We start from the raw sequence: 21,665 nt of genomic DNA on the forward strand, positions 1-21,665 counted from the left end.
AAAAATGAAAGCTATTTTATATATTGGTCACGGATCTCGCTCGAAAAAAGGGTCTGAGGAAGCAAAAGCCTTTATTAAAAGGGTAATAGATAGGACAGATGTGCCAATTCAGGAAATCAGTTTCCTAGAGTTGACGGAGCCGTTCATTGAGGAAGGGTTTGAGCAGTGTGTCGCAAGGGGCGCTTCTGAAATTACGGTTGTACCACTGTTTCTCCTTGCTGCAGGTCATATTAAACAAGATATCCCATTGGCCTTGTCAGGATTACAGGCGAGGTTTCCTGAAATTCAGGTAACTGTAAAGGATCCATTTGGTGTTCAGGGAAGAATTCTCGATGCGATTGTCGATTTGATTAGGGATACTGCAGGGGATTTGGTGCCAGCGGATCGACTCTTACTTGTTGGAAGGGGCAGCAGCGACGCGGGGATCCTTGATGATTTTTCAAAAATTACAAGTGGCATCAGGAATCGCCTTGGAATTAAAAAAGTTTCTGTTTGTTACTTAGCTGCAGCTGAACCTAGGCTTTTGGAGGGGTTTGAGTCAATAACCGCAGATGCAGAGGGCAGGGTTATCGTAGTGCCATATTTATTATTTTCAGGCCTCCTACTTGCGGAAGTGAATCAAGAGGTGCAAAGGCGGCAAAAGCTAGGACAGGAGATTCTTCTAACCGGCGCATTAAGCGGCCATCGGGCGATTGAAAAAATTGTCATTGAAAGGGCAAGTGCGGTGGAAGTGTTCTAGTTTCATAGCTTAAAAGCTCAAACAAACATAAGAGAATATATAACACAAATTGAGGTGGTATTGTTGCAACTTCAGGTATTGAACAGCCCGTTTAATCAGGAGCAGGCAGAGCTCCTTAACCGCATTCTGCCGACACTTACCGAACCACAGAAATTCTGGCTAAGCGGTTTTCTTGCTGCATCTCAAGGCACCGTTGCGCTCGGGACGCCAGCTACACATGTTCAGTTACAAGCTGTGAAAACAAAAACAAAAGAAGTGACCATTTTATATGGATCACAAACTGGGAATTCCCAAGGCTTGGCAAAGAAGGCTGCCAAGCAACTAGAAAGCAAAGACTTTCAAGTTAACATATCTTCCATGAATGATTTTAAACCAAATAATCTAAAAAAGGTCCAAAATCTGCTTATTATTGCAAGTACACATGGAGAAGGTGATCCGCCTGATAACGCGCTGACATGCTATGAATTTCTCCATAGCAAACGAGCGCCAAAGCTGGCAGGTCTCCAATTTTCCGTTTTAGCACTGGGCGACAGTTCGTATGAGTTCTTTTGCCAGACGGGAAAAGACTTCGATAAGCGATTGGAAGAACTCGGAGGCACAAGACTTTATCCCCGCTTTGACTGTGATGTGGACTTTGATGAACCAGCAGCAGAATGGCTTCAAGGGGTTCTGGGCAGTCTGGGTGAGGCACAATCTGGAAATGCGACTCAAGCCCATGAATCAGCACTACAATCAGTAGAATCACAGTATTCAAGAACGAAGCCATTCCAAGCCGAAATTCTTGAAAATATCAATTTGAACGGACGAGGCTCGAATAAAGAAACACGTCATTTAGAAATTTCACTGGAAGGTTCTGGTCTCACATATGATCCTGGTGACAGCCTTGGAATTTATCCGGAAAACGATCCGGCACTTGTCGACCTCCTTCTTGAGGAAACGAGATGGAATCCAGAAGAACTCGTGACAGTTAAACAAGGGGATGTTCGCCCGTTAAGAGAAGCACTTCTCTCTTATTATGAAATTACTGTTCTAACAAAACCACTTCTGCAAAAGGCAGCAACACTGTCAGCATGCAAGGAATTACAGGACCTAACCGCAGAAGGCAATGAAGAAAAATTAAAAGCCTACCTGGCTAGACGTGATTTGCTAGATTTAATTCGTGACTTTACACCATGGATCAGCTCTGCACAAGAGTTTGTCACTATTTTGCGAAAAATACCTGCACGACTTTATTCGATTGCCAGCAGCTTATCTGCAAATCCAGATGAGGTCCATTTGACCATTGGTGCTGTTCGCTATGATGCCCATGGCCGCGGTCGTAATGGAGTTTGTTCGATACAAACAGCAGAACGGCTAAACCCGGGAGACATATTGAAGGTCTACGTTCAACATAACGAAAACTTTAAATTGCCACAAAGTCCGGAGACACCAATCATCATGATTGGACCTGGAACAGGAGTAGCACCGTTCCGCTCGTTTATGCAGGAACGTGAAGAAATCGGAGCTACATCAAAATCATGGCTGTTCTTCGGTGATCAGCATTTCTTGACCGACTTCCTTTATCAAATTGAATGGCAAAAGTGGCTTCAAAACGGCACACTGACAAAATTAGATGTGGCTTTTTCGCGGGATACCAAACAAAAAGTATATGTCCAGCACCGTATGCTTGAACAAAGCAAGGAATTGTTCGAGTGGCTGCAAGAAGGAGCCGCCCTTTACATTTGCGGCGATGAAAAACATATGGCACACGACGTCCACAAAACCCTTCTTGAGATTATTGAAAAAGAAGGCGTCATGAGCCGAGAACAAGCAGTAGAGTATCTAGCAAACTTGCAACAGCAAAAACGTTACCAAAGGGATGTATATTGAGAGGAGTTTTTTTCAACATGCTGAAACAAATTTTAACAGCACCAGGGGGAGCGCCTAGCGATGTCGAACGCATAAAAGATGAAAGCGACTATTTGCGGGGCTCGTTGAAAGAGGTCATGCAGGATCGAATCAGCGCCGGAATTCCCGAGGACGACAATCGCTTAATGAAACACCATGGCAGCTATTTACAGGATGACCGTGACCTCCGCAACGAACGACAAAAGCAAAAACTGGAACCGGCGTATCAATTCATGCTGCGTGTTCGATTGCCTGGTGGCGTTGCAGCTCCAAACCAGTGGCTTGTCATGGATGAACTGGCTGAAAAATATGGTAATGGCACCTTGAAACTGACCACTCGTGAGACCTTTCAAATGCATGGGATTTTAAAATGGAATATGAAAAACACGATACAGGAAATTCATTCTTCGCTATTGGATACGATCGCAGCCTGCGGCGATGTAAATCGTAACGTGATGTGCGCCTCAAATCCATATCAGTCTGAAATCCATGCCGAAGTATATGAATGGTCAAAAAAATTAAGTGATGATTTATTACCTCGCACAAGAGCGTATCATGAAATTTGGCTGGATGAAGAAAAAGTGGCCGGCACTCCTGATGTCGAAGAAGTAGAACCAATGTATGGCCCGACTTACTTGCCGCGAAAGTTTAAAATTGGCATTGCCGTTCCACCATCCAATGATATTGATGTTTTTTCACAAGACCTTGGATTCATTGCAATTGTGGAGGACAGCAAGCTGATTGGATTTAATATTGCAATTGGCGGCGGAATGGGCATGACGCATGGTGATACGGCAACATATCCACAGCTAGCCAGGGTTATTGGTTTCTGCAAACCGGAGCAGCTTTATGACGTGGCGGAAAAAACGATTACCATTCAACGCGATTATGGAAATCGTTCTGTTCGCAAAAATGCTCGGTTTAAATACACGGTGGATCGACTTGGGTTAGGTGCAGTCAAGGAAGAGTTAGAAAATCGCCTTGGATGGAAGCTAAGTGAGGCGAAACCGTATCAGTTCGATCATAATGGTGACCGTTACGGCTGGGTAAAAGGCATTCAAGGGAGATGGCATTTTACACTGTTTGTTGAAGGCGGCCGCGTCGCTGATTATGAAAATGTTCAATTAAAGACGGGCTTAAGCAAAATCGCTAAGATTCATACTGGAGATTTCCATTTGACAGCCAATCAAAACGTAATTATTGCCAATGTATCTAGCCAGAAAAAGAAAAAGATCAATGAATTGATTGAAAAATACAAATTAACGGACGGAAAGCATGTTACGGCCCTCCGCCGCAACTCGATGGCATGTGTGGCGCTTCCAACATGTGGATTGGCGATGGCCGAAGCAGAACGCTATTTACCGGTTCTGATTAACAAAATTGAAGAAATTTTGGATGAAAGCGGCCTCCGTGACGAGGACATTACAATCCGCATGACGGGCTGTCCAAACGGATGTGCAAGGCACGCACTCGGCGAAATTGGCTTTATTGGCAAGGCACCAGGTAAATACAACATGTATCTAGGTGCAGCACATGATGGCAGCCGTTTAAGTAAAATGTTTCGTGAAAATATCGGCGAAGCAGAAATACTCAAAGAATTGAGCGTCATTCTTCCGCGCTACGCAAAAGAACGGCAGGAAGGGGAACATTTCGGGGACTTTGTGATCCGCGCCGAGATTGTTAATGCAACAACAGACGGCACCAATTTTCATGAATGATTTTCACAAGCAAAAGAGACAGCCGGGCTGTCTCTTTTCTACTTTGCTTTGGTGTAATGTTCATAAAACACTCTGAAAAGTCTTTCGTCACCGCCGCGATCGGGATGGAGTGCTTTGAGTATTTTTTTAAACTCTTTCTTCATGATTTCTTTGTCAGGATCCATTTCTAATCCCAATAATGTTGCATATGTAAGGGGCGGGGGATCAGCAAGAGCATATTCAGCTTGTAACATTCTTTTTAAACCGCGAACTTTTGTTTGTTCGATGCGAACCTTGGTTTTTAATTCTTCGTTTTCCTCTTTTAATTGCTTATTTTCATAGAATGTCTTTTCCCAATGGTGAAAATCAACACCAAATTGCCTGCACCTATCCTCAATCTGCTTCTTCAAAATAAAGGATGCTAGCTCACCTGGGCTAATTAAATAATCAATATTCAAATTCTTTGTTCGTTTTGCCCTAAGTTTTCCGTCTAAAATCCAACGTATGACAACCTGTTCACTATCTGTAATACCTTCGTCCTTTAGTAGTTCAGTGACTTCCTTAAGGTTCAACATGTAATCAACTCATTCTTTTTTTACGTAAGTACTTTTAAATGACTAAAATCAATGTATCATATAAAATATCAGGATTGTTTTACTAATGTATTTAATTTTGATTAAAAATTCTTTACGGCCCCGTTTTTCATCTTCTATAGATACTTTAAATGCTGATTTCCATGAAAGGTTTTCAAAAAATAGTCTGAATCAGGAACGTTCAGTCTGATATATCCTTGCAAAAATTCTTTATTTTCATAGGGAACTTCTCGAAAAACGATATTCATTTCACCACGATTGCCGATTGTTAAAATAGTGTATGAGGCCAGAGGTTTGTGGTAGCACCCTAGTGATCCGGGATTCAGATAGAGCCGTTTCTTCGTTTTAAAATGATGGATCACGTGATGATGACCAAAACAAACGATATCAGCATTTGAAGCACGATAGAGAAAGTCCAATTTTTTATCGGTCGGTTCATAATCTACCGGTAAGAAAGTACCTCGTTCGTCTAAATGGTAGTGGATAAGAAATAAGTGTTTTCCATTATATTCAGCAGATAATGTGGTTGGAAGACTCAAGAGAAATGGGAGATATTTTCGATCTAAATGAGCGGCAATCCACTCATGATGCTCCTTTTCCTTTTTTCTACTGTAAGGTTCTCTTCCTGCTAAAATATCGATAATGGCCTCATCATGATTTCCCATCACATAAGAAACATTGTCATGTGACAAAAGCAGGTTCAGCACTTTATTGGTTTCATAGCCAATCCCGATTAAATCCCCTAAACAATAGATATGCTCAATCGTAGGATCGGCATCGATTTCCTTAAATACGGCTTCTAATGCGGAATGATTTCCGTGAATATCTGAGATAATTGCAATTTTCTTCTCCATAACATGATCTCCATTTTTCATTAGGTTTCCATTTATGGATAAATAAATTCAAAATTATTATCCAAAAATATTCGCTTATTTTTCGTAGATATTCTATTTATTAAGTATGATAAAGGTGTAAAATAGAAAGATAAGGATTATTATGATATAATTTTTTGAAAGTTCAAAATTAATAATATAAACTAATCCGTTTTCAGCAGGGGGGTACACCTAATGAGCAAAAAACAAAAAAAATATACTTTTTATCAGCGGATTGGACGAGCCTTTAAGTTGAATTTCACGAAACTCCTGCGCTCACCTGGAGGGGCCAAAAAGGTGGCATTGGGATTCGCCCTTGGCTTTGGCTTGGAAATGTTAGTGATTTCTACAGCTTCCCTTATTTATATTTTATTTGTCCCCATTGTCAAACTGGCAAAAGGCTCATTACCAGCTTCGATCATTGGGAATATTATTGGGAAACTGACGCTTCTTCCCGTAGTTCTTTTACCATTTGCTAGACATTTGGGGAAATTAATCGTTCCAATGAGAGTAAGAATTGGCCATCACACACAATTTTCTTTTCAAAATGTATTACATGGTGATTTCCGCAGTTTAATCGGCCTGATGCATGGCGGGGTCCATGCCTTAATTGGAATGACGATATTTGGAATTATCCTTGCCATTATATCTTACTTTATTGTTCATTATCTTTATGATAAAGAAAAATCGAATAGGCTTAAAAGAAGACGTCTTAAACATGAAATTCGTTTAAATAGGATCAATAAGAATTTAATTTAATGATTAAGCTAAAGAAGAGCAAGCGGAAAAATGTCCGCTTGCTTTCTGTTATTTAATCTGAACAAATACCAATAACATCGCGTTATTATATTGTTTATCTTGTTTTTCGATGCCCACATTTTGAACGACAATGGTCATTTTGACACGATCATTTTCCTTTGTAAAGGTTGCCTCTTCTGCTGTTATTTGTCCCGCTGAGGGTTGATAATCATAAAATTTATCAAAGATTTCTTGTGTATGAAAGTTGATAAGAGTCTGGTCATTTGCTCCTCTTAATGAAAGCACCAATTGATCTTTATGAAATTCTTTTAACAAAGAATAGGTTTTACCTTGTTTTTTGAAATCAAAAATCTTTCCAGCTCTATTTTTCTCGGTCATGTTGATCTCGATGGTAGCAAAGGTATCAAAGCCAGTGATAGTAATGGGTGTTTTCTGTACCATGTTTAGGTAGACCGATTGATTCACTTGACCCGGCTTTTGATACTCTTTAAAGCCGAATGTATCCTGAAAATCATTATAGGCATTGAAATCATCTGGCAGCCAGGCAATTTTCTTTGTATATCCCATCATTTGTAGGTATTGAATGGTATCCGTTATGATCTGTTTATCTTCTGCCGGGATTGATTCATTTGGCCTAATCTGATTATTTTCGATCATCTTATTTTTCAAAAGGACGTTTTTTAAAGTATTCATCTGACTGGTTCGGCTAATTGTGAATGCATCCACAGGCGGTAAAATGGAAACGGCAGAAAAGATAATCAGCATGGCGGCAATCACACCGTTTTTTCTCACAGGCAAAAAGCTTAATAAAATCCCCGCAGCGGCGGCGAAAATCCCGAACAATATGACATAATATCGGGTGTGGGTAACACCTGTATTTGTTAAACTGATGATCGTGGATGTTATTTGGAAAAGCACGATGGGCACTAGCACTTTTGGAAATATCATTCTGAAAAAGGCGGTAAACTTGTTTTCAATCTCACTAACCAAGATATACACCAAAATAATGGTGATCGCGTAGGAAACGAGCATTGGTTCTAATAAATTATCCTTCCAAAATTCCCCGCCAATATTTTTAATAATGTAAATTACTAAGATTAATGTAAATATGGACAGTAACGGAATGATAATATAGGATAGGAGAATTTCCAAGAACTTTGGACAAGCGGCAGCTTTTTCGATATTTTCTTTGCGCTTATCTTTCTTTGGATATATTGGAATTAACGAAAGAAAATACATCGGTGCAAAAAGTATAAATACAATATTGGCCGCATGCGAATAGGCTGCAGAATCGATGGCGAAAATCAGCTGTTGAATCGCTGCGAGGATGATGGCTATACCTCCGAAAATGACACCAGAGAAGAATAAGGTATTAAAGAAAGATTTAAAAGCGATCATAAAGCTCTGATTAAAACTTATTTCACTTTTTATAACTGGGACCCAAATGAAGGCGATAAGCAGGGCAAACAAGGCAACGGCGGTTCGGATTTCAATTTCCATGCTTAGAGTTGGGGCTGGTCGAATAATGAGGTAATACCCCGCAGTTAGCAGGATGACCAAAATCATAAATAGAAAACGGGTAGAAGTCTTGGAAGAAAAACGTTCGATGTCAACCTGAAAAACAGCACTAAGAAATGCGCCAACTACAAATGTTACAAGCAAAATCGATTGGTGCTTTCCTGCGGTGATCGTAGAAGCATTAATGGCTGCAGCTCCTACAAGAAATAGGGTGGTTAACGGAAAACGGACAATGGCATCGGTCAACCCTGTGAGTTTAGCTTGAAGCCTCCTTATCCACTTCATCTTCATCAATCCTTCCTCTGATTTACTACATTTTCACTTCCTTCTACAATAAATTATAACATTTTGGAAATAAAATAACCTTGAATGTTTGGTTAATAAGAATACTCAATAAAAAAAGAGCCCGAAGGCTCCCAAATAACACACTTTAGTTCTATCGAGTTAGAATTAGTAGCCCATGAAAGAAGTACCAACGATGATAAGCAGGATGAACAATACAACAATCAATACAAAACTGCTGCCGCCGCCATATCCGCCGCCATATCCGCCACCGGAATATCCATACATATCTTTTTCACCACCTTTTTGAATAGTGGAAGGAAAAACACTTCACTATGTATTTATATTTCCGAATTCAATAGTTGATTGGACAACCTTCCTATTGATAGAAAAAATCAGCAAATTGCTTACTCCATCACCGTTTCACCAAGTAAAAGCACCTTCAATTGCCCCTCAGGAACCTTCTGTTTCTCCCATTCACGGTATAACCGTTCTAATGCTTCCGGCCCCGTATCGTCGGCTAATCGGTAGGCGCCATAATGCATCGGCACGAAGAATTTTGCTTCCAATTCAATGAAAGCTTTTACGCTGTCCTCAGGCGAAATATGTGCGGGCGCCATAAACCATTCGGGTTCAAAGGCACCAATCGGCATGAATACCGTATCAATCACGAACCGCTCCGCAATCTGTTTAAAGCCGCTGAAATAGCCTGTATCACCTACAAAATAGAAGGTTTCCGCCGGAGTTTGAAAAATCCACCCGCCCCAATGGGAGGTATTCATATCTCTCAAAGATCGTCTGGTCCAATGCTGGGCAGGAACAAAGTGAAGGGTTATTCCTCCGTGTTTGACACTTTCCCACCAACTCAATTCAGTTACGTTCTGATACCCTTTGCGAATAAAAAGGGATTTCATACCAACAGGAACAAAATAGTGCGGATTGCCTCTTAATTTTTTCAAGGTCGGGAAGTCCAAATGATCATAGTGGCCATGGGAGATGACGACCAGGTCAATCTCCGGAAGATCTGACAAAGAAATTCCCGGTGCCGTCAACCTCTTTTCAAACCCCATCCTTTTTGCCCAAACGGGATCGGTCAAAATGTTTAGACCATTAAGTTGAATCAAAAAAGTAGAATGTCCAACCCATGTATAAGAAGTACGGCTTTTGTTCTCAATTATTTCGCTCACTCTTTTTGTCGGGCACTGTTCGATATTAACCGATAAATCCTTCACTTTTGATCTTCGTTCCTTCTGCCACTTCCGCATGTCTTTAAACGATTTGTAGCTTGTCACATTATCCAAATTAGCATATCTCTTCATAGTTTCCTCATTCTATACATAATAAAAAATTATAAACTGAATAAAGAGAAAGTGCCAGCACGGTACTTCTTTTTGTTTTGTCCGAGCTGAGATCAAGATGAACCTCCCGTTCGCAACTTGAATAAGATTAAATGGAGCTATTATGGAAAGAAAGCGATAGGGAGTCCTATGAAAATAAATTATGAGTATACCTTTGGATTGCCAAGGAATATTGTCTGGAAGTATTTAATGGATAAGGTTGTTCTGAGAAAAGCTATTCCTGGTTGTAGAACGTTTGTAGAGCGTTCGAAAGGAGTATACGAAGCTGAAGTGGAGATTAGTATTGGACCATTACAAGATGTTTTTACTCTTGAAATACGGATAGATCATCTGAAACCACCATCTTCTTACCGCATGTATATGAAAGGAAAAGGAAATGTTGGGGAGATAAATGGTACAGCCGACATGCTTTTACAAGAATTGGGGAGTTCCACAATCGTAAACTGTCTCGCTGAAGCCCAGGTATCTGGTGCATTGGCACTTCTTGGTCAGCGAATATTGGAATCTGGAGCGAAAAAGATATTGGATAGTTTTTTTCAAACAGTCGAAAAAGAAATAAAAGGAACTATTTATCAAACGAGAAAGAGCGGTAGATGACCAAAGTTAACTCGGGTCATCTGCTTTGTTGTATTGTAACGGAATGTTATTTTTTAATGAAAGTCTTAACCACGCATTTGTTTTCTGGAATTAGCTCATATTTTTAGAGGCAATCTTTATTGTGGTTTCTTTGAGGTGATTTTCAATTTCCAATTATTGTCCCGCATGATTTCTTAGCTTTTTTTCATGCTGTGCAGTTTTAATGCTAAGGTAATCAACTGTTTCTTGTGTTTCGGTTAATTCCACTCTGAAACCATTGAGTTTTGATTCAAGGCGGTCAAATCTTTCGTCCATCTGGTCAAATCTTTCATCCATTCTGTTTTCTAGGCCAGTTTTCACATTTTTAAGATCAGATTTCACATTGTCAATCTTATTTTCAAGATCAGTTTTCATTTCATCCAATTTTTTATCAATCTGGGAAGAATATAATTTTAATGCATTCAGTATTTCTTGAATTCCTGACTGTTCCATGTCCTCACCTCCTCAAGAGTATTATATCCTTCCTTTTCTACAGTATCTAGTTCCTGATTCGATTAATTTCAACATTTTTTTCAATAATTATATTTTAAACTATGATACGATAATAGAAAAAACCAACGGAGGCAGTTATATGTATAGTTTTAAAAACGATTATAGCGAGGGTGCACATCCTCGAATTTTGAATGCATTAGTAGAATCAAACTTGGAGCAAGAAGAAGGTTATGGCGAAGATCGGTATTCTTTAAAAGCGATTGAATTTATAAAGGAACGAATGGGTCGGAATGATGTTGATATTCATCTAGTATCTGGAGGGACACAAACGAATCTTTTGGCCATTTCAGCCTTTTTGAGACCCCATGAGGCGGCAATCGCAGCAAGTACTGGACATATCCTTATACATGAAACTGGGGCAATTGAAGCGACAGGTCACAAGGTACTATCCATCGAAGCAGAGGACGGAAAATTAACACCAGAGCATGTCAAAACAGTACTCGATGCCCACACAGATGAACATATGGTGAAGCCGAAGCTTGTTTACATATCTAATTCTACAGAAATAGGATCCATTTATAATAAGACGGAGCTGCAGCAATTAAGGAATTTCTGTCATGAGAACAATCTCATTTTGTATATGGATGGGGCAAGACTTGGGTCAGCGCTTTGTTCGGCGGAAAATGATCTTCAATTACGTGATTTACCAGAACTCGTTGATGCTTTTTATATCGGCGGAACGAAAAATGGAGCATTAATTGGTGAAGCACTAGTCATTTGCCGTGATTCCTTAAAAGAGGATTTCCGCTTCCATATGAAGCAAAAAGGAGCAATGCTAGCTAAAGGAAGAATTTTGGGTGTTCAGTTTCTGGAATTATTTCGCGACAATTTGTTCTTTGAGTTAGCCTCACATGCCAACAAGATGGCAGAAAAGCTAAGAGATGAACTTGGCAAAGAAAATATCCAATTTCTTACCCATTCACCATCGAATCAAATTTTTCCGATTCTCCCTAATGCACTTATTACTAAACTTCAGGATAAGTATGCATTTCATATTTGGGAAAAGGTCGACTCAGAACATTCTGCCATTCGATTGGTAACATCTTGGGCAACGAAAGAGGAAGCGGTTAAGGCATTTATTGCGGATTTTAAATAAAATTAAGAGGCGGTTTCCTAATCGGAAATCGCCTTTTGTCATTTTATGGACTATTCATGCAGCTGAACAATATGAACAAAATGGTTAATACGATTTTAATGCTGTTTAAATGTATAAACTATCAATTTTTAAAAATCTTTGTAAAATTGAGAAAACGGTTACAAAGGGGAAATGAAAATGTTTTCGATTAAAAGAATTTCAGCAGTAATGTGTGCAGGTGCATTGGCATTAAGCTTGGGGGCATGCAGCAGCAGTAACAGTAAAGAAACAGCAGGCTCCGCTAAGAAGGAGGAAGGTACAGGCTACCCTACGAAGACGATTACAGTTGTCGCGCCATCGGGTGCAGGAGGTGGCTGGGATTTAACGGCACGCTCCTTTTCAAAGGTGCTGAGTGAAACCAAGCTTGTATCACAGCCATTAACAGTTGAGAATAAGCCGGGTGGCGGCGGTGCTGTGTTTATGGCAGAATACGCAACACAGCAAGTAGCAAATAACGATATGCTCTTTGTTAATTCACCACCTATTATTATTAACAACCTGAAAAAAGAAGGAAACAGTCCATACGGATACAAAAACACAACTCCATTGGCGCAGCTAACAAAGGATTTTGGTGCTATTGTGGTCAAAGCAGATTCACCATTTAAAGATCTTAAATCAGTCTTAGAGGAAGTCAAGAAAGATCCGACCAAACTTACCTTTGCAGGCGGTTCTGCACCCGGTTCGATGGACCACTTAATTTCGATTCTGCCAGCATATAAATATGGAGTTGATCCTACAAAAATTAAATACGTTTCCTACGATGGCGGCGGTGAAGCTATTACAGCACTGCTTGGCGGTAATGCAGATGTTATCGGTACAGATGCTTCCAGTGTTAAAGAATTTTTTAAGGCCGGTAAGGTTCGGGTGTTGGCAGTGACGTCATCAGAGCGCTTAGCTGGTGAATATAAAGATGTGCCAACAGCGAAAGAACAAGGTGTCGATGCTGAATTCACGATTTGGCGCGGAGTGTTTGGCCCTGAAAAAATGTCCAACGAAGCAAAAACTTATTGGGAAAAATCAATTGATAAACTTGTGAATACTCCTGAGTGGAAAAAGGAAGTAGAGACTCAAGGCTGGGAACTGGAATATAAAAACAGTGCTGATTTCAAAAAGTTCTTAGAAGAACAAGATCAACAAGTTCAGCAATTATTAAAAGCGCTGGGCATGCAGAAGTAAAAAAAGCGCGGGAAGGAGTTTACTTTCTCCTTCCTCTATTTTTTCAAAGGAGGGAATACGAATGAGTTTAAAATTCGATCGTATTGCATCTGTAGCGTTTCTTGCGGTAGGGGTGCTATTTATTATAGGGAGCAAGCGATTAGCCAGCTCATCATATGGAAGCGTTGTTGGGCCCGATATCTTTCCATTCATTCTGGGAATTATACTTGTTTTATTAAGTATCCGTTTGTTTTATGAAACATTTATGGGCAGTCGTGAGCAGGGTGAGAAAGAACAATTACAGTATAAGCCATTCTTAATCATCGGGGTTGCAACGTTAGTCTATATTTTAACGTTAGAATCTGTCGGATATGTCATAACAACCTTTTTATTTTTATTTGTTTGCTTTCAAACTATGGAACGGTCGAAGTGGATTTCATCTCTCATCATCTCCGCCTGTTTTTCAGGAATTGTTTATTTTGTATTCGTAGAGGTATTGAAGGGCACACTTCCAGGCTGGCCGATTTGGTTTTAACCATCAACTAAAAGAAAGGGGGAAAATGACATGAGCACATTTGATTATTTAATACACGGATTTGGAACAGCACTTATATGGTACAATCTTCTTTTTGCCTTTGTTGGCGTATTAATAGGAACGGCTGTCGGAGTTTTGCCGGGGATCGGTCCAATGAGCGGGGTAGCGCTACTTATTCCTGTAACGGCTTCGATCACGGGCGGGCTTCCGCCGGAACAAGCGGCAACAAGCGCGATTATTCTTCTTGCCGGCGTTTATTATGGAGCGATGTATGGCGGTTCGACTACATCGATTTTATTAAATACCCCAGGGGAATCCTCCTCTGTGGTTACCACATTGGACGGTTATCAGATGGCTAAGAAAGGAAGAGCCGGCAGCGCTTTATCCATTTCGGCAATCGGTTCATTTGTTGGGGGGATTGTGACACTTATTGCCTTGATTGCCTTAGCAAAACCACTATCAGAGGTGGCACTGAAGTTTGGCCCTGCAGAATATTTTTCCTTGATGCTTTTGGGGTTAGGCGCTGTAAGTGGATTGGCCGGGAAATCGGTCACGAAGGCATTGATCATGACGGTGTGCGGGTTATTAGTGGGAACGATTGGGATTGACAGTGTCTCGGGTATTGCTAGATTTACCTTTAATGTTCCATGGCTTTTCCAGGGAATTGAGTTTTTGACGATTGCCGTTGGGTTGTTTGCACTCGGCGAAGTATTCAAGACCATTTTAGAAAAAGAAGAGGAAGATGTTGAAATTTCGAGAATTAACAATATGCTTCCTTCCAAGCAAGAGTTTAAGGAATCTGTAGGGCCGATTGCCCGTGGTTCCATCCTTGGCTTTTTTGTTGGGATCTTACCGGGGGCGGGGGCGACACTTGCATCCTTCTTTTCTTATATTCTTGAAAAAAAGGTCTCCAAAAACCCTGAGAAATTTGGAACAGGTGCCATTGCAGGGGTAGCGGCACCAGAATCTGCGAATAATGCCGCTTCTGGCGGTGCCATGATTCCCTTATTAACATTGGGTATACCAGGTTCAGGTACAACAGCAATCCTAATGGGAGCCCTAATGATGTACAATGTCCAGCCGGGGCCATTATTATTTGAAGATCATCCGCAGGTTGCTTGGGGTCTGATTGCTAGTATGTTTATCGGAAATCTAATGTTACTAATTTTGAATCTGCCGCTTGTAAAGGTGTTTGCCAAAATCATTCAAACGCCAAAAAAGTATCTGATCCCGATGATTATCGCGATCTCCATCTTTGGTGTTTATGCAGTCCAAGTATCGGTTAATGATCTTTTGCTTTTACTTGCTTGCGGTGTCCTTGGCTACTTTTTCAGTAAATATGATTATCCAATTGCTCCGCTCGTTCTTGGACTTGTACTGGGACCAATGATTGAGAATAACCTAAGAAGAGCATTGACCATTTCGAATGGTGATTATAGTGTATTTTTCACTCGTCCGCTTTCCTTAGTCTTCCTTATTATCACATTCCTTTGGCTGGTCATACCGTTCCTAATGAAGAAAAAAGGGAAAGAAGTCATTATAAATGTAGAAGGATAGGATTCAGAAATTTTAAAAAACTCCTTTTTAAAAGGAGTTTTTTTTATTATGATAGAGATAGAGGTGTATTCATGCGATTACATACGAAACTTATGCTTGGAATCTCCGTCCTCATCATTGTACTTGGGGCCATTATTGAATTTACTTTTAAAAATATCCTGGAATCCAACCTGGAACATGAAATCGGTTCGAAGGCCTTATCTGTAGCACAATCTATTTCCAATATGCCGGAGATTCAAGCTGCTTTTAAAAACGAGAATCCCTCCGCGATCCTTCAGCCAATTGCTGAAAAAATTCGCAAGCAGGTCGATGCCGAATTTATCGTAATTGGAAATCGAAATGAAATCCGGTATTCGCACCCCAATCCCAAGCGGTTGGGGCAGAAAATGGTGGGGGGAGACAATGGTCGTGTCTTTAAAGGGAATTCCGTGATTTCGGAATCTACAGGGACGTTGGGGCCTTCCCTAAGGGGTAAAGCACCGATTTTCAGTGGGGGAGAGGTAATAGGGGTTGTTTCTGTCGGATACCTGCAAACAGATATAGAAGAAGAAGTTTCAAAAGCACAGAAAAAGATATTTATTGCCACTTTCATTATTTTACTCGGCGGGCTGCTCGTAGCACTATTAATCTCTTTAAATATAAAAAGAGCCATTTTTGGTCTTGAACCGAAGGAAATTGCTTGGATGTACCAGGAAAAACACGCGATTCTTGAGTCTATTCACGAAGGGATCGTCGCGGTAGATACAAACGGGCGGATTACAGTAGTGAATGAAACAGCACATGCCATTTTAAAGATCCCGTTCCAAACTCTGCTTCGTGGTAAAAGAATAGAAGAAGTACTGGAAAATACGCATCTTCTGGAGGTTGTTCAAACAGGACAAGCTGAATATGACAAGGAAATTTTGATTTTAGGGGAAGTGTATTTAGCCAATCGTATTCCTATTTATAATGATAAGAAAGAAGTGATAGGGGCTGTGGCAAGCTTTCGGAATAAGTCTGAGCTTGCCAATCTGCTAAAGGAATTATCCCATATTAAAACATATGCAGAGGGCTTGCGTGCCCAAACCCATGAATATTCCAATCGTCTTTATACCTTGCTAGGCTTAATCCAGCTTGGCTCCTATAAAGAAGCGATTGATTTTATCTCTAAGGAAGTAGATGTTACCCAGGGGTTTATTCAATTTTTAATGAAGGAAGTACCTGATCCGATTATTGCCGCATTTATCTTAGGAAAGGTAAGTTTAGCAAGTGAATTAAAAATTCACTTTTCAATCGACCGAGAGAGCAGCTTTGCGGATGTGCCCGCGGACATTAGCCGGGACTCGTTAATAACTATTATTGGAAACCTGGTTAATAATGCATTTGAAGCAGTTAGGGAGAATGAAAAGATAGAAAAATGGGTTTCACTTTTTTTAACAGATCTCGGTAAGGATTTGATTATTGAAGTGGAAGATAACGGAATGGGAATAGATGAAACTAGAAACAAACTGATCTTTAGGCAAGGTTATACAACTAAGAACACTAATAGTAATGCCGGAATTGGCCTAAGTTTGGTACAAAGAGCGATTGACGAATTAGGCGGATCCATTACGTTTTCTTCGGATGGGGGAAAAGGAACTATTTTCACTGTGTCCATACCAAAGAGCAGGGGGGATTGGAATGAATGGGAACCGAGAGATTGAAGTGTTAATTGTAGAGGATGACTTAAGGGTAGCGGAAATTCAAAAACGCTTTTTAGAGCAGATCGAAGGTTTTCAAACGGTTGGTATTGCAGCTAGTTATGTCGAGGCTAAAACCTTAATTGAGATTATGCAGCCGGACTTACTCTTGCTTGACGTTTTTTTTCCCGATATGAATGGGCTGGATTTATTGAAAGAAACGAAGCAGCAAACAAAACAACTGAATGTGATTATGATTACGGCAACAAAAGAGATTCATAAAGTACAGGAAGCCATTCAAATTGGGGTGTTTGATTATATCATTAAACCGGTTGTGTTTGAGCGTTTTAAACAATCCTTACTACGATTTAGGGATTTCCATAGGAAGTTGGTTCAACTAGAGGAAGAGAGTCTCCATGTCACCCAGAAGCAGGTGGACAAGCTGTTGCGAAAAGAAATTGATATGGGGTCTAACGAAAAGTCCTACCTGCCAAAAGGGATTGACCCACTGACCTTGGATAAGGTGCTTGAGGTATTAGGTAAGGGGGTTCGCGGTCTAACGGCCGAAGTAGTCGCGAATGAAATTGGTATCAGCAGAACAACCGCAAGACGCTATTTAGAACATCTTGTAGCAGAAGATAAAATAGCGGCTGATCTTGCATACGGAACTGTGGGTCGTCCGGAGCGGGTTTATATTGTTACAACTTAACAAGAAACAAGGAAACAGCTGCCAGGTCTTTCATTTCTGGGAGCTGTTTTTAGATGTTGTGTTAGGGAAAGTCCAACATAAATATTGTACATAGCGAATATAATTCATTGGATGAAATCCTTCAAATTAAGGGGATGATTCTAGGAGAACAGCAGTTAATGATTCGTTTGAACTAACTCATCGAGGCAAGTAAACTACTTATGAAAATGGGGTGGGGATATGGGTTATACGGATAACTATGAAAGGGATACCTATGGGGTCATCGCGTTTTGGTTGCGGAATGATTATGACCATGGGAGATTTTTCGACAGGGAAATAAGCCATTACGAAATAGAACTAGCCCGGGCTAACCAGAATAATATTCAGCGCTTGGGAACGGTATGGCAAAAAGCGCAGTCGAAAACTGGGGATATTGGTCAATTGCTTAATGAAGCAGAACATGCTTCGCGTGAATTTCACAGTTTACTTGCCTATACCATGGATAAATCTCTCCATTGTGAGGTGATTATTTCAACACCGGTATCACTTCTCGACCATATGGTACGGGAATCTGAAGAGTCTCAAAAGGTTTATAAATTAATCCAAAGTGGCGCTCAAGTTTCTCCGTCAGATGCAGTCATCCATGAAACCGTCTTTTGGTTAAGACAAATGGCGGATCATTTAGGTTATATACGGCATTATTCAGATGTTTCAAATTATGAAGTGAACTTTCAAGTCACAAATATGATGCAAAAATTTGAGCGGCTATTAATGCAGGCTACTGCCCTTAAAACAATGATACGCAAACCGCGCAATGGGATGCTGCCAGTTTTGGATCAATTCAGGCAAACGATTATTAAAGAAGCCAAGAGTCTAGAAACGTTTAAATTAGAAGTAGATGATCTAATCAAAAAATGTGCAATCGCGACAACCTCTCCACCAGATTTGTTAGAACATATTGCAAGGGAAGCCCATCACTTATGGAGAAACTTAGAGGATGGGGTTATCACTTAATATACTTAAACGAAGATTACTTTTGAGGTTATTTTAAAAATGTTATAAACCACTATTTGCATTATGAAAGATTGTCTGTTATAGTAAAGAAGAATTATTTTTGTTAGTCAGTTTGATTATGAAGTGTAAAACTTTCGTCTTGAAGAACTGAGCAAGGATAGTAACACAATGTGTGCAAAGCACACGAGGAGGAAACAACAATGGAACAAGGTAAAGTAAAATGGTTTAATGCAGAAAAAGGATTCGGATTCATCGAACGCGAAGCAGGGGACGATGTATTCGTACACTTCTCAGCTATCCAAAGCGAAGGTTTCAAATCACTAGACGAAGGTCAAGCTGTTACATTTGAAGTAGAACAAGGTCAACGTGGACCCCAAGCTACTAACGTTCGCAAAGCATAATAAGAACCAATAGATAAAAAAGACTCTCTTGTAGAGTCTTTTTTTTTGCCTAAAAGCTGATATATTGTACCTTAATCTGTACAATAAGGTTATTCGACAAAATGATTTGAAGAAAGAGGTATAGTATGAAAATTGATTTACCTAAAATTTCCGCTGAATTACCTACAAGGAATTTCCAAGATATCTTATATGAAGAAGATCCAGAATTAGAAATGTGCCAGGTGAACGATTCCGTTTTTGAAAATGAAGTGGTAGGAAGAGCGAGATTAGTCAATATGGTAGTTAAGAATTGCCGGTTTAATCATACCAATTTTAAAAATATTGATATAACAGATGTAGTGTTTGAAAACTGCGATTTTTCAAATGCCGATTTGAGCAAGTCATCCATTCATCGAGTGGCATTTAAAAATAGTAAGTGTTTAGGTGTGGATTTTTCCGAATCACGCTTTGGAAATGTTCAATTTGAGAATTCTGTATTAAACCTTGCGACATTTGGGAATTCAAAGCTTGAAAAAGTAAAGTTCCAAGACACTATGTTAAAAAGCAGCGATTTTTTTGACTGTAAACTTAAAAATGTTGAATTTCAGGTTTGTAATCTCGATGGGGCAAATTTTGACCAAACCTCATTAAAAGGAATTGATATCAGTACGTCCACATTTGATTCCCTTATTGTAACTATTGAAGATTTAAAGGGGTGCAAGGTTTCATCCATTCAAGCGATTCAATTTGCAGCACTTATGGGATTGGTCATCAAGGATTAACAATTTAAAATAAATCGACAAATATTTACATAAATCTGCTATCCTATCAAATGAAGGAGGTGAATAACATGGAACAAACACTAAAGTTGATATTGGACAAACTAGACAACATGGATCAAGAAATAAAAAGACATGGGGGCTTGTTACATCAATTAATTGAAACGGTAGCAGCCACGAATGTTAAGATTTCTGAAACAAACCAAAGAATAGACGGCCTAGAAAACAAAGTAGACACTGTCATTGAAGATGTTAAAGAAATCAAAAATTCTATGGCAACAAAACATGATCTTGAATACTTTGATCAAATGATTTCCGAACACCCCAGGCAAATTTACAAGTTAAAAAACAACTAAATCACTCCAAAAGAATACCTCATTAAAAACTTATTTCATAAAATGATTATTTACAAAAAAACATGCACATATTTGAGAACCCGTCATATAGTAACTTCTGTGTGAGAAATGTTAAGGAGGAACTAACTATGAAGAACAATCAAATGATTTCATCAGGCAAAAATGAATTAAAAGAGGTAGAGGATGGATTTAAAATCATTGAAATGAATGTTTCGGATCCAACCGAGAGTTTATTTTCAGTTGTCACCCCTATTAAAATGCAATAAGAGAAAAAAACTATCTTTTACATAGGAAGATGGTTTTCATCATTAAAGGAAAAGGCTGGCTCAAAAAGGTCACATTATCGCCCTTTTGAGTCAGCCCTATTATTTATAGTCATTATTTAGACGTACTAGTCTTATCCATAAACTTCAATAAATCGGTGAGCAATGTACTAAAAGTGGAGAGATGTTCCTGGATTCGGCCAGGATATTCAGACTCGATAAACTCAAGTGTATCATTTCGGGTATGCCAAACTCCCCCGTGTTTTACCGTTTGGTCGTACCCATCAAGATCGCCAATTTCCCAGTTCGTTGCCTCTAAATAACCGTATGGAATTCCAAGTCTTTCAAATGGGGCATGATCGCTCCAGTCACCTGTAGTACCAGCCGGATATTCCGGATTTATCCCAGGATTGGTTCCGACATTTAGCTTTTTCTTCTTCACGATTTCTATAGCTTGGTCACGAATGAAGCCAGCTTCTCCGGGACTTCCATAAACATACATATTATCCCCGACTGCAAGACTATCCATATTAATCATGCCAATGGTATTCTCAATTTCTTTTTGCGTCATATGTTTCGCATAGTAATCCGATCCCCGGAGACCAGTTTCTTCAGCACCAAAAGCAATAAAGACTATGGAGTACGGAGTAGGGATGTTTTTCAAGACCTCGGCGACTTCCAATAAGATACCTACACCAGATGCATTATCATCAACACCGCGTCCTAATGAAACGGAATCATAATGAGCGCCCACGATGATCTGCTTATTGGATTTCCCAGGTTTATAGGCAATAACGTTTGAAGACTCGGTTGTTTTTCCTGATCTTGTATAGGAAAAATCCTGGACGGTTGTGTTAAAGCCGATTCGTCCAAATTGACTTTCAATATATTCCTCGGCTTTTCGCTCATTTACCGAACCAGCTACCCGTGAACCTATTTCATAGGCTAAGTACTTCATATGTTCGTATGCCATTGCCCCGTTTTTATGTACAAGTGATGGTTTGTAGGTTACGGTTTGGGCTGAAGCACCCCCAACAATAGTCAAAAGGCTAAACAACATAGCGATAATGGAAACTGTTATTTTCTTCTTCATTGCTCGACTCCTCACTATCTATTTTTATTAGATTAATAGATTCTCAATAAGGAAACAATAGATTTGACAAAGGTTACCAAAAGAAGACAAATTTCCATTTTCTATTTTTAAAACAAACCTCAAATAGTATAGAAGAGTAATGATTAGGAATACTATGATGCAGTAATGAATCGGAAAAATGTGTTATTTTTAAAGATTGACACGATTTCAAGAGGGTGG

The 21,665-nt window shown here is 39.7% G+C and carries 22 protein-coding genes and 1 pseudogene; 16 read left to right on the forward strand and 7 right to left on the reverse strand.

Annotation, left to right across the window (positions count from 1 at the left end):
* The first annotated feature begins 4 nt into the window (after positions 1–4).
* The 3 genes from BABA_RS03115 (at position 5) to cysI (ending at position 4,344) form a co-directional block, all read left to right on the forward strand.
* Positions 5–739, forward strand: a complete 735-nt coding sequence (locus BABA_RS03115; protein WP_007083674.1) for a sirohydrochlorin chelatase — start codon at positions 5–7, stop codon at positions 737–739.
* A gap of 63 nt (positions 740–802) precedes the next feature.
* Positions 803–2,608, forward strand: coding sequence for an assimilatory sulfite reductase (NADPH) flavoprotein subunit (locus BABA_RS03120; RefSeq protein WP_007083675.1), 1,806 nt, complete (start codon positions 803–805; stop codon positions 2,606–2,608).
* 17 nt (positions 2,609–2,625) lie between these two features.
* The gene (cysI, locus tag BABA_RS03125) at positions 2,626–4,344 is read left to right on the forward strand and encodes an assimilatory sulfite reductase (NADPH) hemoprotein subunit (RefSeq protein ID WP_007083676.1); all 1,719 of its coding nucleotides are present in this window, start codon (positions 2,626–2,628) and stop codon (positions 4,342–4,344) included.
* Between the two features lie 38 nt (positions 4,345–4,382).
* On the opposite strand, the gene BABA_RS03130 is transcribed toward cysI, so the two are convergent.
* Together BABA_RS03130 and BABA_RS03135 are read right to left on the reverse strand one after the other, a co-directional pair.
* Positions 4,383–4,898, reverse strand: a complete 516-nt coding sequence (locus tag BABA_RS03130; protein WP_007083677.1) for a hypothetical protein — start codon at positions 4,896–4,898, stop codon at positions 4,383–4,385.
* Positions 4,899–5,032: 134 nt separating this feature from the next.
* Positions 5,033–5,770 carry a metallophosphoesterase family protein gene (locus BABA_RS03135; RefSeq protein ID WP_007083678.1) on the reverse strand — a complete coding sequence of 246 codons (738 nt, stop codon included), beginning with the start codon at positions 5,768–5,770 and terminating at the stop codon, positions 5,033–5,035.
* Between the two features lie 213 nt (positions 5,771–5,983).
* Between BABA_RS03135 and BABA_RS03140 the strand changes: the two genes are divergently transcribed.
* A complete protein-coding gene (locus BABA_RS03140) occupies positions 5,984–6,547 on the forward strand; it encodes a DUF2062 domain-containing protein (protein ID WP_007083679.1) in 564 nt (187 codons plus the stop codon).
* Between the two features lie 48 nt (positions 6,548–6,595).
* On the opposite strand, the gene BABA_RS03145 is transcribed toward BABA_RS03140, so the two are convergent.
* From BABA_RS03145 to BABA_RS03150, 3 genes and pseudogenes are all read right to left on the reverse strand, one after another.
* Positions 6,596–8,356, reverse strand: a complete 1,761-nt coding sequence (locus BABA_RS03145) for a DUF4153 domain-containing protein (protein ID WP_051185992.1) — start codon at positions 8,354–8,356, stop codon at positions 6,596–6,598.
* A 159-nt stretch (positions 8,357–8,515) separates the two neighbouring features.
* Positions 8,516–8,602: pseudogene (locus BABA_RS27940) on the reverse strand (YjcZ family sporulation protein); the annotation flags it as partial.
* A gap of 152 nt (positions 8,603–8,754) precedes the next feature.
* Complete coding sequence (locus tag BABA_RS03150; RefSeq protein WP_040345047.1) at positions 8,755–9,666, reverse strand: MBL fold metallo-hydrolase; 912 nt, start codon at positions 9,664–9,666, stop codon at positions 8,755–8,757.
* A gap of 168 nt (positions 9,667–9,834) precedes the next feature.
* Between BABA_RS03150 and BABA_RS03155 the strand changes: the two genes are divergently transcribed.
* On the forward strand, positions 9,835–10,302 hold the full coding sequence (locus BABA_RS03155; RefSeq protein WP_007083682.1) for an SRPBCC family protein: 468 nt from the start codon (positions 9,835–9,837) through the stop codon (positions 10,300–10,302).
* A gap of 153 nt (positions 10,303–10,455) precedes the next feature.
* Here BABA_RS03155 and BABA_RS03160 read toward each other — a convergent pair whose 3' ends face one another.
* Entirely contained in the window at positions 10,456–10,773 is a 318-nt protein-coding gene (locus tag BABA_RS03160; RefSeq protein WP_007083683.1) for a hypothetical protein, read from the reverse strand.
* A 139-nt stretch (positions 10,774–10,912) separates the two neighbouring features.
* Between BABA_RS03160 and BABA_RS03165 the strand changes: the two genes are divergently transcribed.
* The 11 genes from BABA_RS03165 (at position 10,913) to BABA_RS27125 (ending at position 20,356) form a co-directional block, all read left to right on the forward strand.
* On the forward strand, positions 10,913–11,929 hold the full coding sequence (locus BABA_RS03165; RefSeq protein WP_007083684.1) for a threonine aldolase family protein: 1,017 nt from the start codon (positions 10,913–10,915) through the stop codon (positions 11,927–11,929).
* Positions 11,930–12,106: 177 nt separating this feature from the next.
* Positions 12,107–13,144: a Bug family tripartite tricarboxylate transporter substrate binding protein gene (locus tag BABA_RS03170; RefSeq protein ID WP_007083685.1), complete on the forward strand. Its 1,038-nt coding sequence runs from the start codon at positions 12,107–12,109 to the stop codon at positions 13,142–13,144.
* Positions 13,145–13,205: 61 nt separating this feature from the next.
* Positions 13,206–13,658: a tripartite tricarboxylate transporter TctB family protein gene (locus BABA_RS03175; RefSeq protein ID WP_007083686.1), complete on the forward strand. Its 453-nt coding sequence runs from the start codon at positions 13,206–13,208 to the stop codon at positions 13,656–13,658.
* Between the two features lie 30 nt (positions 13,659–13,688).
* On the forward strand, positions 13,689–15,215 hold the full coding sequence (locus BABA_RS03180) for a tripartite tricarboxylate transporter permease (protein WP_007083687.1): 1,527 nt from the start codon (positions 13,689–13,691) through the stop codon (positions 15,213–15,215).
* Between the two features lie 71 nt (positions 15,216–15,286).
* A complete protein-coding gene (locus BABA_RS03185; RefSeq protein ID WP_007083688.1) occupies positions 15,287–16,897 on the forward strand; it encodes an ATP-binding protein in 1,611 nt (536 codons plus the stop codon).
* Positions 16,875–17,582, forward strand: a complete 708-nt coding sequence (locus tag BABA_RS03190; protein ID WP_007083689.1) for a response regulator — start codon at positions 16,875–16,877, stop codon at positions 17,580–17,582. The genes BABA_RS03185 and BABA_RS03190 overlap by 23 nt, the downstream gene beginning before the upstream one ends.
* Positions 17,583–17,801: 219 nt before the next feature.
* The gene (locus tag BABA_RS03195; RefSeq protein ID WP_007083690.1) at positions 17,802–18,575 is read left to right on the forward strand and encodes a DUF2935 domain-containing protein; all 774 of its coding nucleotides are present in this window, start codon (positions 17,802–17,804) and stop codon (positions 18,573–18,575) included.
* Positions 18,576–18,775: 200 nt separating this feature from the next.
* Positions 18,776–18,976: a cold-shock protein gene (locus tag BABA_RS03200; RefSeq protein WP_007083691.1), complete on the forward strand. Its 201-nt coding sequence runs from the start codon at positions 18,776–18,778 to the stop codon at positions 18,974–18,976.
* 125 nt (positions 18,977–19,101) lie between these two features.
* Positions 19,102–19,737 carry a pentapeptide repeat-containing protein gene (locus BABA_RS03205; RefSeq protein WP_007083692.1) on the forward strand — a complete coding sequence of 212 codons (636 nt, stop codon included), beginning with the start codon at positions 19,102–19,104 and terminating at the stop codon, positions 19,735–19,737.
* A 68-nt stretch (positions 19,738–19,805) separates the two neighbouring features.
* A complete protein-coding gene (locus tag BABA_RS03210; RefSeq protein WP_007083693.1) occupies positions 19,806–20,090 on the forward strand; it encodes a hypothetical protein in 285 nt (94 codons plus the stop codon).
* A 128-nt stretch (positions 20,091–20,218) separates the two neighbouring features.
* Positions 20,219–20,356 carry a hypothetical protein gene (locus tag BABA_RS27125; RefSeq protein WP_157273089.1) on the forward strand — a complete coding sequence of 46 codons (138 nt, stop codon included), beginning with the start codon at positions 20,219–20,221 and terminating at the stop codon, positions 20,354–20,356.
* A 112-nt stretch (positions 20,357–20,468) separates the two neighbouring features.
* Here the strand turns inward: BABA_RS27125 and BABA_RS03215 are convergent, their stop codons facing one another.
* Positions 20,469–21,446 carry a M20/M25/M40 family metallo-hydrolase gene (locus tag BABA_RS03215; RefSeq protein WP_007083694.1) on the reverse strand — a complete coding sequence of 326 codons (978 nt, stop codon included), beginning with the start codon at positions 21,444–21,446 and terminating at the stop codon, positions 20,469–20,471.
* Between the last annotated feature and the right edge of the window lie 219 nt (positions 21,447–21,665).

Source organism: Neobacillus bataviensis LMG 21833, from assembly GCF_000307875.1.
GTDB lineage: Bacteria > Bacillota > Bacilli > Bacillales > Cytobacillaceae > Neobacillus > Neobacillus bataviensis.